Origin of the sequence: Bradyrhizobium yuanmingense, from assembly GCF_025200905.1 — a bacterium.
GTDB classification, from domain to species: domain Bacteria; phylum Pseudomonadota; class Alphaproteobacteria; order Rhizobiales; family Xanthobacteraceae; genus Bradyrhizobium; species Bradyrhizobium yuanmingense.
The window spans coordinates 525,773-539,881 of the sequence record NZ_CP104173.1 but is presented as its reverse complement, the minus strand read 5'-3'; the positions used below and the strand labels follow the sequence as shown (position 1 = coordinate 539,881).

At 64.9% G+C, this 14,109-nt stretch carries 11 protein-coding genes; 9 read left to right on the top strand and 2 right to left on the bottom strand.

The window, feature by feature from the left end:
• Positions 1 to 3: 3 nt before the first annotated feature.
• Positions 4 to 843, bottom strand: a complete 840-nt coding sequence (locus N2605_RS02560) for a class I SAM-dependent methyltransferase (protein ID WP_225114838.1) — start codon at positions 841 to 843, stop codon at positions 4 to 6.
• A 295-nt stretch (positions 844 to 1,138) separates the two neighbouring features.
• On the opposite strand from N2605_RS02560, the gene N2605_RS02555 reads away from it, so the two are divergent.
• From N2605_RS02555 to N2605_RS02545, 3 genes are all read left to right on the top strand, one after another.
• Complete coding sequence (locus N2605_RS02555) at positions 1,139 to 2,617, top strand: EAL domain-containing protein (RefSeq protein ID WP_109145327.1); 1,479 nt, start codon at positions 1,139 to 1,141, stop codon at positions 2,615 to 2,617.
• Between the two features lie 15 nt (positions 2,618 to 2,632).
• Positions 2,633 to 3,487 (top strand): TIGR01459 family HAD-type hydrolase, encoded by an 855-nt coding sequence (locus N2605_RS02550; protein ID WP_057027662.1) that lies wholly within the window; start codon positions 2,633 to 2,635, stop codon positions 3,485 to 3,487.
• 280 nt (positions 3,488 to 3,767) lie between these two features.
• Entirely contained in the window at positions 3,768 to 4,922 is a 1,155-nt protein-coding gene (locus N2605_RS02545; RefSeq protein WP_036046927.1) for an IS4 family transposase, read from the top strand.
• A gap of 71 nt (positions 4,923 to 4,993) precedes the next feature.
• On the opposite strand, the gene N2605_RS02540 is transcribed toward N2605_RS02545, so the two are convergent.
• Complete coding sequence (locus N2605_RS02540; protein WP_008567674.1) at positions 4,994 to 5,389, bottom strand: response regulator; 396 nt, start codon at positions 5,387 to 5,389, stop codon at positions 4,994 to 4,996.
• 230 nt (positions 5,390 to 5,619) lie between these two features.
• Between N2605_RS02540 and N2605_RS02535 the strand changes: the two genes are divergently transcribed.
• The 6 genes from N2605_RS02535 to N2605_RS02510 all read left to right on the top strand — a co-directional run bounded on the left by N2605_RS02535 (position 5,620) and on the right by N2605_RS02510 (position 14,108).
• Complete coding sequence (locus N2605_RS02535; protein WP_057027661.1) at positions 5,620 to 6,603, top strand: bifunctional riboflavin kinase/FAD synthetase; 984 nt, start codon at positions 5,620 to 5,622, stop codon at positions 6,601 to 6,603.
• A 202-nt stretch (positions 6,604 to 6,805) separates the two neighbouring features.
• Complete coding sequence (gene ileS, locus N2605_RS02530; protein WP_260345717.1) at positions 6,806 to 9,814, top strand: isoleucine--tRNA ligase; 3,009 nt, start codon at positions 6,806 to 6,808, stop codon at positions 9,812 to 9,814.
• A gap of 10 nt (positions 9,815 to 9,824) precedes the next feature.
• Positions 9,825 to 10,319 carry a signal peptidase II gene (gene lspA / locus N2605_RS02525; RefSeq protein ID WP_036027098.1) on the top strand — a complete coding sequence of 165 codons (495 nt, stop codon included), beginning with the start codon at positions 9,825 to 9,827 and terminating at the stop codon, positions 10,317 to 10,319.
• A 96-nt stretch (positions 10,320 to 10,415) separates the two neighbouring features.
• Positions 10,416 to 11,144: a hypothetical protein gene (locus N2605_RS02520; protein WP_057027658.1), complete on the top strand. Its 729-nt coding sequence runs from the start codon at positions 10,416 to 10,418 to the stop codon at positions 11,142 to 11,144.
• 205 nt (positions 11,145 to 11,349) lie between these two features.
• On the top strand, positions 11,350 to 12,744 hold the full coding sequence (locus N2605_RS02515) for a M16 family metallopeptidase (RefSeq protein WP_370057809.1): 1,395 nt from the start codon (positions 11,350 to 11,352) through the stop codon (positions 12,742 to 12,744).
• Entirely contained in the window at positions 12,741 to 14,108 is a 1,368-nt protein-coding gene (locus N2605_RS02510; protein ID WP_036009252.1) for a M16 family metallopeptidase, read from the top strand. The genes N2605_RS02515 and N2605_RS02510 overlap by 4 nt, the downstream gene beginning before the upstream one ends.
• Position 14,109: the final 1 nt, after the last annotated feature.

Genomic DNA, 14,109 nt, shown 5'->3' with positions numbered 1-14,109 from the left:
CGATCAGCGCTTGGTTATCACGGCTTCCAGATATTCGCTGTGCACCACGATCGTGCCGTCATCGGCGTGGTTGAACTCTTCTAGCAGCGCCAGGAGATCGCGCGCCAGCGCGGCCTGCCCGTTCGCGTCGAGCGCGGCAAACGCCTTCAGCGTGGGGCCATAGAAGGTCTTGAAGATCTCGAGCCAATGGTCCGGCGAACGATAGCGGAACACGAACATGCGCGGCTCGGCGGCGATCTCCGCGGCCACGCCGCCGAACATCTCCTCGAGCCGTGCCGGTGTGCCCCACATGGCGGGCGATTTCACGCCCGCCGGGGGCGGCAAATGCTTGCCGATGGTCTTGAACAGCTGGCCGATGAAGCCTTGCGGCGTCCAGTTGGCAAGGCCGATCTTGCCGCCGGATCTGCAGACCCGCGCGAGCTCGGAGGCCGCCCTGTCCTGATCCGGCGTGAACATCACGCCGAAAGTGGAGAGCACGACGTCGAATGCGGCATCCGCAAACGGCAGCGCCTCGGCATCCGCCTCGCGGAACTCGACGGCGAGGTGTTCGGCCATAGCGCGCTCGCGCCCGCGCTTGAGCAGCGCCGGCACGTAGTCGGTGGATGTGACGTCACACCAGCGCCGCGCCGCCGCCAGCGTCGCATTGCCGTTGCCGGCTGCGACGTCCAGCACCTTGCTGCCGGCGCGCAGGTCGATGGCCTCGCAGAGCTGTTCCCCGACGATCTGCAAGGTGGTGCCGACCACGGCATAATCGCCGGACGACCAGGCGCCGTGCTGGCGCTGCTTGACGGCGGCAAGATCAGGTTGGGGGGCGGCTGGCTTGAGCGCGGCGGATGTCGACATGGCAATCTCCTGCGGTTGAAAACGCCGGGACGATAGGGCGCATGCGGCGCGCTGGCCTTGAGGGCGGCATGATTTTCCGCTGAGAGCGTCTTGATTTCCGCACCTGAGCCGGCAGACGTGTGACGAAACGCTTTGGGCGCGCGGGCCTGAATAGGCTCCGACACAGTCCTATCCCCTCGAATCAACAATGATGTTAGGCTGATCGAAGCTTGGGGGAGCATGAGGCGTGACGAGGTCGAGCGACCCGTGTTTTCCCCGGGTGAGGCAGTCAGCTCTTAAAGGCATAACGCGCGGCATGATTCGCATTTCGACGATCTTCATCGCCATCTGCATGGTCCTGGTCGCGGCCTCGCTCGGGCTCGTGCTCTATTCGGTCGCCGGCATCAGCGGAACGGAATCGGCGATCGTGGCGCTGACCGCGCTGACCTTCCTGATCCTCTACAACGCGGTGTCGATGCGGCTGCGCGACCGCAGCGACGTCGGCGGCCAGATCGCCGATCTCTCGCGCGGCACCGCCGACCTCGCCCGCCAGGTGGCCGAGTTCGGCCGCCGGCTGGCTGCGGTCGAGAGCCGCATCGCCGCGTCCAATTCGACCAATTCCGACCGCATCCAGTCGGTCATCGGCGAGATCAACGAACTTGGCGGATTGGTCAGGCAGCTCGCCACCACCGTGGCGGCCCATGAGGATCTGCTCGCCGGCCACGCGTCGGCTCCCGCACCCGCCCCGGTCTCAAGGCCCGAGCCGGAAACGCCGATCGATCTGGCTGCCCCGTTCGAGGAGAAGCCGCTCGCTCCTCCTCCGCTTCCGCAGCCCCCGCTACGGCCGGCGCCGCCGACGGTGCAGGTCCAGGCCGCCCCCCCGGTTCAGACCGCCAATGGACGCAACCAGACCCAATTGCTGGCGACGCTGCGCAATGCGGTCGACGAGAACCGCATCGATATCTTCCTGCAGCCGATGGTCACGCTGCCGCAGCGCAAGGTGCGGTTCTACGAGGCGGTGACGCGCCTGCGCGACGAGCGCGACCAGCTGATCGCCGCCGAAGAGTTCATCAGCATCGCGGAAGCCTCGGGCCTGATCGGGCGCATCGACAACATGGTGATGCTGCGATGCGTGCAGGTGCTGCGGCGCCTGATGGTGCGCAACAAGGACGTCGGCGTGTTCTGCAACGTCGCGGCGTCCACGCTGGGCAATTCCACCACCTTCGCGCAATGTCTCGATTTCCTGGAAGCCAACCGCGCGCTGGCGCCCTCGCTGGTGCTGGAGTTCAAGCAGTCGACCTTCCGCAATCTCGGCCCCGCCGAGACCGAGAACCTCGCGGCGCTCGCCCAGCGCGGCTTCCGTTTCTCCATCGACCATGTCACGGATTTGCGCATCGAACCGCGCGAGCTGGCCGATCGCGGGGTTCGCTTCATCAAGGTGCCTGCCGCGCTGCTGCTCGATCCCAAGCAGGCCTCCGCCTCCGACATCCACCCGTCCGACCTCTCCGACCTGCTCGGCCGCTTCGGCATCGACCTGATCGCCGAACGGATCGAAGGCGAGCGCGCCGTGGTCGACCTGCTCGACTATGACGTGCGGTTCGGCCAAGGGTTCCTGTTCGCGCCGCCCCGGCCATTGCGGCCCGAGGGGGCATCTGCTACCGGCGGGGCCTCGCCGAACCAGGCGCAGGACATTCAGGGATCCAATGGCTCCGCCACACCCAGCTCAGGCGCGACCTCTTCGGCGCCTCCGCCCCAACGCATCACCGGAAACGCAGCGCTCGCGCGCCGCATCTGATCGGCCGCGCACGTCATGACCGCGCTGCATTTTGCCGAAGGCCTGCGCGAGCTCGTGGGCGGCGTGGAGGTCGTGCTCAGCGATATCTGGGGCGTGGTCCATAACGGGCTGGAATCCTTCCCCGAAGCTTGCGAGGCGCTGCACACCTATCGCAGCCGCGGCGGTACGGTAATCCTGATCACCAACGCACCGCGCCCTGCCGACTCCGTGCAGCGGCAATTGCGCAAGCTCGGCGTCCCCGATGAGACCTATGACGCGATCGTATCTTCAGGCGACCTGACCCGGCTCTACGTCGCCGAGCATCCCGGCCGCAAGATGTTCTGGCTCGGCCCCGAGCGCGACAACTCGATCTATCGCGGCCTCGATGCGGTGACCGCGCCGCTGGAGCAAGCCGATTACATCGTCTGCACCGGCCTCTACGACGACGAGACCGAGACGGCGGAAGACTATCGCGGCATGATGCTGCAGGCGCGCGAGCGCAAGCTGACGCTGGTCTGCGCCAACCCCGACATCGTGGTGGAACGCGGCGACCGGTTGATCTACTGCGCCGGCGCCATCGCCGAGCTCTACCGCGAGCTCGGCGGCGAGGTGATCTTCTACGGCAAGCCGCACCGGCCGATCTACGAGCGCGCCATGGCGCTTGCCGGCGAACGCCAAGGCTACCAGATCGACCGGAAGAAGGTGCTGGCGATCGGCGATTCCGTCCGCACCGACTTAACCGGCGCCCGCGAATTCGGCATCGACTGCCTGTTCGTCACCCGCGGCATCCATGCCGAGGAGTTCGAGGGCCTCGACCAGCTCGACCCGAATTCGGTCATAGAGCTGTTCGGCCACCCGCCGAAGGCGCTGATGCGCGAATTGAAGTGGTGACGGCGGAGCGCGCGCAGCTGCAATGGACTTAGACCAAAGGGCAAGCCTCAGACGCCGTCATGGCCGGGCATAGCCGTCCGAAGGACGGCGTCGCTTGCGCTCGCCTATGACCCGGCCATCCACGTCTTCCTTTTTTTCTTTTTTTGCATCCAAGAACGTGGATGCCCGGGACAAGCCCACGGCTGTCCGGTTTAATTTTCATGGACAGGGCGCATGGCGTGGATTCTTCTACGGTCTTGAGCATCGCCAAATGTTCGAGACACGCCAGGAGAGTCCCGCCATGCGCCACCACAATACAGTATTTCACGGCATTCTGAACTTGGTGCCGTGGGGTGTTCTGGATCGGCTTGTGGACAGGTACCAGGCCAATAAGCGGGTGCGGCGGCTCAGCACACAGGATCAGTTTGTTGCGATGCTGTACGCGCAGCTTTCGGACGCCCAAAGCCTACGATCGATCGAAGCATCCTTCGAGAGCCATGCCGCACGGCTTTACCATCTCGGAACCAAAGAGCTGTCGCGATCGACTTTGGCTGACGCCAACGCCAAGCGGTCCAGCGCGGTGTTTGCCGAACTGTTGGCGGCGCTGATGGGCCGCTGCGAACGTGATCTTGCCGATAAAGTGGCCGAAGCGGTGTATCTGGTCGATTCGACCGGCTTTCGGCTGAACTCTCTGAGTTCCGATTGGGCGCGGTTTTGCTCCGGCGTGCATGGGGTCAAGCTGCATATCGTCTACAATCCGGACAGTGAGCGTCCGAGCTTCGCCGAGCTGACGCCCGCCAATGTCAACGACATCACCGTCGCCAAGGCTATGCCGATCCGCCCCGGGGCCACCTATATCTTCGACCTCGGCTACTACGACTATGGCTGGTGGGCTGAGCTCGACGCTGCGGGATGCCGCCTGGTGACCCGGCTCAAGGTCAACACGCCCCTGAGCGACATAGTTGAGAACAAGCTGCCTGAAGGCTCCTGCGCGCTCTCCGACCGCATAGGTCTGTTGCCTGCACGGCAGGCAAAGTCCCGCAAAAACCCCTTCAGGGATCCGGTGCGCGAGATCACGGTTCGCACCGAGACTGGCAAGATCCTGCGCATCGTGACCAATGATCTCGATGCCCCGGCCGACGAAATTGCTGAACTCTACAAGAGGCGCTGGCAGATCGAGCTGTTCTTCCGCTGGGTCAAGCACACTCTCAAAATCCGTCACTTCTTCGGCACGTCCGAGAATGCCGTGCGCATCCAGATCGCCATCGCGCTGATCGCCTTCCTGCTCTTGCGTTCGGCCCACAAAGCGCAACAAAGCGTCGAGAACCTTCTGATCTTCACCCGTCTGGTCGCTCAAAATCTCATGCAGCGGCGCCGGATCGATCACCTTCTCGACCTACCGCCCCCGATTATCAAAAATGACCGCCAGATGAGCCTAAGACTATGCCAAATTTAAACCGGACAGCCGTGGGACAAGCCCGGGCATGACGTTCCAAATGGAAAATTGTTGTCCGGCGAAGAGCGCCCTTACGCGCTCGCCATGTCCGGGAAGACCGCCTCGATCTTGGTCTTCAGCGTCGCCGCGTTGAACGGCTTGACGATGTAGTTGTTCACGCCGGCCTTCTTGGCCGCGATCACGTTCTCGGTCTTCGATTCCGCGGTGATCATGATGAAGGGCGTGGTGGCGAGGTTCGGATCCGCGCGGACTTCGCGCAGGAGGTCGTAGCCCGTCATCGGCTCCATGTTCCAGTCGGAGATCACGAGCCCGTACTTCTTGCCGCGCATCTTGTTCAGCGCTGCCGAACCGTCGCTGGCATCATCGATGTTCTCGAAGCCAAGCTGCTTCAGCAGATTCCGGATGATACGGATCATGGTGCTGTAGTCATCCACCACCAGAACCGGCATCGACAAATCAACCGCCATCTCGACTCCCCCAACGCAAACCCAGGAATATTACGATCGGACCTGCCAGGCCGGCGCCCGGCAGTTCCACGCCTCAAGGACTAGCACCAAGGCCTTAAACAGCGCGTTAACTGCGGTCAGCTCCGAAGGCTTGAAATCGTGTTCAATGTCTGCCCGCCCCGCCGCTTGACTTCGCGGTGCCGGTCGCGCCACGGTCCGGGCCGGTCCTGCCCGGTTCGAGAATTCCCCTGATGGCTCCGCCTTTTACCGTCATCCGCGATACAACGCCGGATTCCGCGATTCCGAGGGGCGCCGTGGTTGCCATGGGCAATTTCGACGGCGTGCATCTCGGCCATCGCGCCGTCATCGCGGCTGCCCTGGAGATGGGCAGGGCGCATGGCCGGCCTGCGCTGGCCTTGACCTTCGAGCCGCATCCGCGGCGGTTTTTCAGCCCCAACACCCCGCAATTCCGCCTGACAGACGAGCGGGCCAAACTGCGGCTTCTGGCCGGTACCGGGCTTGCCGGCGCCGTGGTCATGACCTTTGACAAGGCCCGTGCCGGAACCAGCGCGCAAGATTTCATTCACCATGACCTGATCGGGCGGCTCGGCGTCAGCGGCATCGCGGTCGGCTACGACTTCCATTTCGGCAAGGGACGGGTCGGCTCCCCGAGCCTCTTGGTCAACGAGGCGCCCCGGCTCGGCATCGAAGTCGACGTCCAGCCGCATGTCGATATCGACGAGCGGCCGGTCTCCTCCAGCGCGATCCGGATCGCCCTCGCCGAGGGCCAGCTCGACGAGGCCACGACCATGCTGGGCGCGCCCTGGTTCATCACCGGCGAGGTCATCCACGGCGAGAAGCGCGGCCGCGAGCTCGGCTATCCCACCGCCAACATCCGCCTGGACGCCAATTGCGGCCTCAAGCACGGCATCTACGCGGTCCGGGTCGGCCGCGGCCAGGGAAAGGCTCAGGTGCGTCTGGATGGCGTGGCCAGCTTCGGCCGTCGCCCGACCTTCGACAATGGCGCCCCGCTGCTCGAAATCTTCCTGTTCGACTTCAAGGGCGACCTCTACGGGCAGGCGCTCGACTGCGCCTTCATCGGCTTCATCCGCGATGAGCTGAAATTCGATGGTCTAGAGGCCCTGATTCACCAGATGGACGACGATTCCGCCCGCGCCCGCGCCATGCTCGCCGCCGCCCCGGACGCGTTTCCGCGCCTGGGCGTGATCGATTGAGAGGCGAAACCGGGCCCCCGGACCTTTGCGCTTCCTCCGCCCCCCTGCTATGGAGAGCCCATGTTTGCGCGGCGCATCATAGGGATTAGCGGCCCGGCTTCCGCCTGAGCCTGAAGGCTCGGCGCAAGACCGGGATTTCGTCGTTTCACCCGCGATTTTGCATCGCCATCCGTTCCCGCGCCCTTCCGAGCCAGTCAGCCTCATGTCCGAAAAGCCGCAAAAGTCCCAAAAGTCTGAAGCCAAGGACTATTCGAAGACCCTGTTCCTGCCGCAGACCGAATTCCCGATGCGCGCCGGGCTGCCGCAGCGCGAGCCGGAGATCCTCAAGCGCTGGTACGAGATCGGCCTCTACGAGAAGCTGCGCCAGAGTGCGAAGGGCCGCGCCAAGTTCGTGTTGCATGACGGCCCGCCCTACGCCAACGGCAACATCCATATCGGCACGGCGCTGAACAAGATCCTGAAGGATCTCGTCACCAAGAGCCAGCAGATGCTCGGCTTCGATTCCAACTACGTGCCGGGCTGGGACTGCCACGGCCTGCCGATCGAGTGGAAGGTCGAGGAGGAGCATTATCGCAAGAAGGGCAAGCAGAAGCCCGACTTCCGCGACAGCGCCGCGATGATCGATTTCCGTCGGGAGTGCCGCGCCTATGCCACGCACTGGCTCGGCGTGCAGCGCGAGGAGTTCAAGCGCCTCGGCGTGATCGGCGATTGGGACCATCCCTACGCCACCATGAGCTATCCGGCCGAAGCCCAGATCGCGCGCGAGCTGATGAAGTTTGCCGCAAACGGCACGCTCTATCGCGGCTCCAAGCCGGTGATGTGGAGCGTGGTCGAGAAGACCGCGCTGGCCGAAGCCGAGGTGGAGTACGAGGACCACACGTCCGATACGGTCTGGGTGAAATTCCCGGTGACCTCGCCCGCGCACGGTGCGCTCGCCTCGGCGAGCGTCGTGATCTGGACCACCACGCCCTGGACGCTGCCGGGCAATCGCGCCATCTCGTTCTCGCCGAAGATCGCTTATGGCCTCTACAAGGTGACGGACGCCCCCGCCGACAATTGGGCCAGGAACGGCGACCTCCTCATCCTCGCCGATGCGCTCGCGCAAGACGTCTTCAAGCAGGCGCGCGTGACGGCTTATGAGAAGGTCCGCGACGTCCCCGGCGACACCATGGACGCGATCGAGTGTGCCCATCCGCTCAAGGGCGTCGGCGGTGGCTACGACTTCATCGTGCCGCTGCTGCCTGGCGACCATGTCACCGACGACACCGGCACCGGCTTCGTGCACACGGCGCCCGGCCATGGCCGCGAGGACTTCGATGTCTGGATGGCAGAGGCGCGCGATCTCGACGCGCGCGGCATCAACACCGCCATCCCCTACACCGTCGACGAGAACGGCGCCTACACCGATCATGCGCCGGGCTTTGCCGGCAAGCGCGTCATCACCGACAAGGGCGAGAAGGGCGATGCCAACGAGGCCGTGATCAAGGCGCTCGTCGAGAAAGGCATGCTGCTCGCCCGCGGCCGGCTGAAGCATCAATATCCGCACTCCTGGCGCTCCAAGAAGCCGGTGATCTTCCGCAACACACCGCAATGGTTCATTGCGATGGACAAGGACATCGCGGTGGGCGGCAAGACGAAGAGCGGCGACACGCTGCGCGCCCGCGCGCTGCAGGCGATCTCGGTGACGCAATGGGTGCCGCCGTCCGGCGAGAACCGCATCAACGGCATGATCGAGGCACGCCCCGACTGGGTGATCTCGCGCCAGCGCGCCTGGGGGGTGCCGATCGCCGTGTTCGTGCGCGAGAAGGGCGACGGCTCCGCCGAGATCCTCCAGGACGAGGCCGTCAATGCGCGCATCGGTGAAGCCTTCGAGAAGGAGGGCGCCGACGCCTGGTACGCGACCGGCGCGCGCGAGCGCTTCCTCGGGCCCCGCGCGAACGAAGACTGGCAGAAGGTCGACGACATTCTCGACGTTTGGTTCGATTCCGGCTCCACCCACGCTTTCGTGCTCGAAGATCCCGTGCAGTTTCCCGGGCTCGCCGGCATCAAGCGCAAGGTCGACGGCGGCGCCGACACGGTGATGTATCTGGAAGGCTCGGACCAGCATCGCGGCTGGTTCCACTCCTCGCTGCTGGAAAGCTGCGGCACGCGTGGCCGCGCGCCTTACGACATCGTGCTGACCCACGGCTTCACCCAGGCCGAGGACGGCCGCAAGATGTCGAAGTCGCTCGGCAACACCATCGAGCCGCAGGCCGTCATCAAGGAATCTGGCGCCGACATCTTAAGGCTCTGGGTCGCGTCGAGCGACTATACCGACGACCAGCGCATCGGCCCCGAGATCCTGAAGAACACCGTCGAGACTTATCGCAAGCTGCGCAACACCGTGCGCTGGATGCTGGGGACGCTACATCATTACAAGCCGGCCGATGCAATCGCGCCGGCCGAGATGCCCGAGCTCGAGCGCTTGATGCTGCACGAGCTCTCAGGTCGCGCCGCCGCGATCGGCAAGGCCTACCGGGAGTTCGACTACAAGACCGTGGTCGCGATCCTGTCGGCCTTCCTGAACAGCGAGCTCTCCGCCTTCTACTTCGACATCCGCAAGGATACGCTGTATTGCGATCCGCCCTCGTCACTGACGCGCAAGGCGGCGCTGACGACCATCGACCTGTTGTGCGCTTCGATCCTGAAATGGCTGGCTCCGATCCTCAGCTTCACTGCGGAGGAGGCGTGGCGCATGTACCGGCCCGACGCCGAACCGTCCGTGCACCTGACGCTGTTCCCGACCGATCTCGAAGCCTTGCGCGACGACAAGCTCGCCGCGAAATGGGAGACGATCCGCAACGTGCGTCGCGTCGTCACCGGCGCACTCGAGCTGGAACGCGCCGCCAAGAACATCGGCTCCTCGCTCGAGGCATCGCCGGTAATCTATGTCGCCGATCGCGCCATGCTGGCGACCTTGTTCGACATCGATCTGGCTGAAGTCTGCATCACCTCGAACTACGAGGTGCGGGAGGGCGAGGCGCCGGCCTCGGCGTTCCGCCTCGATGCCGTCCCCGGCGTCGCGGTCGTGGTGGAGAAGGCGGTCGGCACCAAATGCGCCCGCTCCTGGAAGATCTCGCCGATGGTCGGCGAAGACGCCGAATACCCCGACGTCACCCCGCGCGACGCCAAGGCGCTGCGCGAATGGAAGGCGCTGGGGGTGAGCATCTGATCGGTCCGCCATGACCCCGCTCCGCGCCGGCATCCTCGCGGCCATGGTCACGCTCGTGGCCGACCAGGCCTCGAAGCTCTGGCTGTTGAACGTGTTCGACCTCGCCCGTCGCGGCGCAGTGCGGGTGACGCCGTTCTTCGACCTGGTGCTGGCCTGGAATATCGGCATCAGCTTCGGCTGGCTCCAGAACGACAGCCAGGCCGCGCAGCTCGCGCTGATGGCCGTCAAAGTGATCGCGGTGGTTGCGCTGGCGATCTGGATGGCCCGCTCGCACACCATGCTCGCGACCGTCGCGCTCGGTCTGATCATCGGCGGCGCCATCGGCAACGGCATCGACCGCCTGGCCTATGGCGCGGTGGTGGATTTCGCCCTGTTCCACATCGAGATCGCCGGAAATACCTATAATTGGTATGTGTTTAACCTCGCGGACGTGGCCATCGTTGCTGGGGTGGCAGCGCTATTGTATGATTCCTTCCTGGGGGTACCCGCCGCAAAAGCGCCCTGATCCCGGCCGATACGGACCGGCAGCTGGAACCCGGCTTTTGCAAGGGTCAAGCCGCGTGTGGGCGGCAATCTGCTACAATATGAAACAGGTACGGTGATGCGCAGCTCGAAGACCAGCGGTTCGATGGTTCGGGGCTCCCAATCGGGGGGCTGGCGGGCACTGAAATTGGCCGCCGTCGCGCTCGGCATCGGCCTCGTCATGTCGACCGGTGGCGCCCGTGCTGCCGACGATGACGACGACGACGACATGACCTTCGAAGAGAAGCTCATCGACAACCTGATGACCGGCCTTGGCGCCCGGAGCATGGAAAAACCCGGCATCGAATACCGCGAGCGTTCGCCGCTGGTCGTGCCGCCCAAGCTCGACCTGCCGCCGCCTGCCGCCGCCGAAGCCGCGGCTGCGCCGAACTGGCCGAAGGACCCCGACGAGAAGCGCCGCAAGGAGGCCATCGCCCAGCGGAAGAAGTCCGGTAACAAGGCAACGGAGTACTGGAAGAACGCCCAGCCGCTGTCGCCCGCCGAGTTGAACGCCCATAGGACGGCCGCCGCCGAAAAGACCGGCAATGACCCGGTCCAGCCGGGCACCAACGTGGCCAATCCGACGATGAGCCCTGCCGAACTCGGATATACCGGAGGGCTGTGGAAACTCTTCAAAGGGAACGGGCCCGAGTCCAAGCAGTTTACGTCGGAACCGCCACGCCAATCGCTGGTGGAGCCGCCGCCGGGATATCAGACGCCGTCGCCGAACTACGCCTACGGCGCCGGCCCGGATAATTCGAAGCGGACCTATTTCGACGTCCGATCCGGCAAGGAAAAGGAACAATAGCGTTCCTGTCCTGTCGCGACATTCTGACCCACGCGAAGCGAGGGTCGGGCGGCGCATGTCCGCCCACCTCGTTCAAAATTGCTTATCAGTAACTTGCCTAAGCGTTGAGTTCTCTGCTTCGTGACGCGAAGCCTCAGCCGCACGGTGTAGCCTGCCGTGCCCTCCGAGCCGGAGATCCGGGCTCGGCACCTCACAACCAGGGATCATGATGTCCTCTTACCGATCGGCTGCCTGCCTCCTTGCCGCGCTGCTTTCGACGAGTGTCCTTTCGGCCGGCGCCGCCCTTGCCCAGACCACGGTGACATCGGCTCCGCCCGCCAGCTTCACGCTCGCCAACGGCATGCAGGTCGTGGTGATCCCGGACCGCCGCACCCCCGTTGTCACCGAGATGATCTGGTACAAAGTCGGCTCGGCCGATGAGACGCCCGGCAAGTCCGGCCTCGCGCACTTCCTCGAGCACCTGATGTTCAAGGGCACCGCGAAGCATCCGGCAGGCGAATTCTCCCAGACCGTGCTGCGTGTCGGCGGCAACGAGAACGCTTCGACCTCGGTCGACTACACCAACTACTATCAGCGCGTGCCGAAAGAGCAGCTGCCGACCATGATGGAGTTCGAGGCCGACCGCATGACAGGCCTCGTCCTCAAGGACGAGAACGTGCTGCCCGAGCGCGACGTCGTGCTCGAAGAGTACAACATGCGCGTCGCCAACAATCCGGATGCGCGGTTGAACGAGCAGATCATGGCCGCGCTCTATCTCAACCATCCCTACGGGCGGCCGGTGATCGGCTGGCATCAGGAGATCGAGAAGCTCGATCGCGAGGATGCGCTCGCCTTCTATCGTCGCTTCTACGCGCCGAACAACGCGATCCTGGTGATCGCCGGCGACGTCGACGCCGCCGAAATCCGCCCGCTGGTCGAGCGCAATTTCGGCTCGATCCCCGCGCAGCCCGCGATCCCGGCGCGGCGCGTTCGTCCGCAGGAGCCGGAGCCCGCCGCCCCGCGCACCGTCACGCTGGCCGACCCGCGCGTCGAGCAGCCGAACATGCGGCGCTATTATCTCGTGCCCTCGGCGACCACGGCCGCGGCCGGCGAGAGCGCGGCCCTCGATGTGCTGGCGCAGCTGATCGGCAGCGGCAGCAATTCCTATCTCTACCGTGCCCTCGTGGTCGACAAGCCGCTCGCGGTCTCCGCCAGCGCCAGCTATTCGAGCATCTCGCTCGACCCGACCCAGTTCGCGATCTCGGCTGCACCGAAACCCGGCGTCAGTTTTTCGGAGGTCGAGCAGGCGGTCGACGGGGTCCTCGCCAACGTCGCGCAGAACCCGATCCGCGCCGAGGATCTGGAGCGGGTCAAAACCCAGCTCATTGCCGAAGCGATCTACGCCCAGGACAACCAGGCTGTGCTGGCGCGCTGGTACGGCGGCGCGCTGACCACCGGCCTGTCGATCGAGGACATCAGGAGCTGGCCCGATCGCATCCGCGCCGTCACCGCCGAGCAGGTTCGCGCCGTTGCGCAGAAATGGCTCGAGAAGAAGCGCTCGGTGACGGGCTACCTGATCAAGGACACTGCAACCGCCAAGCGCGAGGAGAAGCGCTCGTGACCTATTCCTTCGTTCGCCGCATTGCATTCTCCGTTGCCGCCGGCGCGGTCCTCGCATTCTCTGCGGTCTCGCCGTCGCAGGCCGCCGCAAAGATCCAGCACCTGATCTCGCCGGGCGGCATCGAAGCCTGGTTCGTGCAGGACGCAACCGTGCCGCTGATTGCCATGGAATATTCCTTCGCCGGGGGCTCGGCGGAGGACCCCAAGGACAAGCCGGGCGTTGCCAATCTGGTCGGCTCTCTCCTCGACGAAGGCTCAGGCGATCTCGATTCCAAGACGTTCCATGAACGGCTCGACCGCCGCGCCATCGAGCTGTCCTTCAACGCCACCCGCGACACCCTCCGGGGCAGCCTTCGCATGCTGCGCGACAACAAGGACGAGGCCTTCGACCTGCTCAGGATGGCGCTGACCTCGCCGCATTTCGACACGGCCGACGTCGAACGCATCCGCTCGCAGGTCATCTCGGGCCTGCGCCGCGAGACCACCAATCCGACCTCGCTGGCGAGCCGCAAGTTTCTGGAGCTCGCGTTCGGCGATCACCCCTACAGCCGGCAGAGCAACGGCAACCTCGACAGCGTGCCGACCATCACAATTGCCGACCTGAGGAATTATGTCGGCCGTGTCCTCGCCAGGGATGGCCTCAAGATTGCGGTCGTCGGCGACGTCGATCCGGCTACGCTCGGAAAGCTGCTCGACCACACCTTCGGCAGCCTGCCCGCCAAAGCCAATCTGACGCCAGTTCCCGACGTCGAGGCTGCAAAGCCGCCGCAACGCGCCTTCGTGACCCTCGACGTGCCGCAGACGGTGATCACCTTCGGCGGACCCGGCGTGAAGCGGAGTGATCCGAGCTTCATGGCGGCCTACGTCGTCAACCACATCCTCGGCGGCGGCGGCCTATCGTCCCGGCTCTATCGCGAGGTGCGCGAGAAGCGCGGACTGGCCTATTCGGTGTACGAGTCGCTGCTCTGGATGCAGCACTCGGCGATTTTCATCGGCAATACCGGCACCCGCGCCGACCGCGCCGGCGACACCATCGAGGCCATCGAACAGGAGGTGCGCCGCATCGCCGAGGAGGGCCCGACGCAGAAGGAGCTCGATGAGGCCAAGTCCTATCTCAAGGGCTCGCAGATGCTGGCGCTCGACACCTCGTCCAAGCTGGCACAGGCGCTGCTGCAATATCAGCAAGACAAGCTGCCGATCGACTATATCGAGAAGCGCAACGCCATCGTCGACGCCGTGACGCTGGACGATGCCAAGGCGGCCGCCAAGCGGCTCTGGGGCCAGGGGCTGCTGACCGTCGTCGTCGGCCGGGCCCCGCAGGCCGCCGTGCAACCGGCGGCTGCACCGGCGACGAAGTCGAACTGAT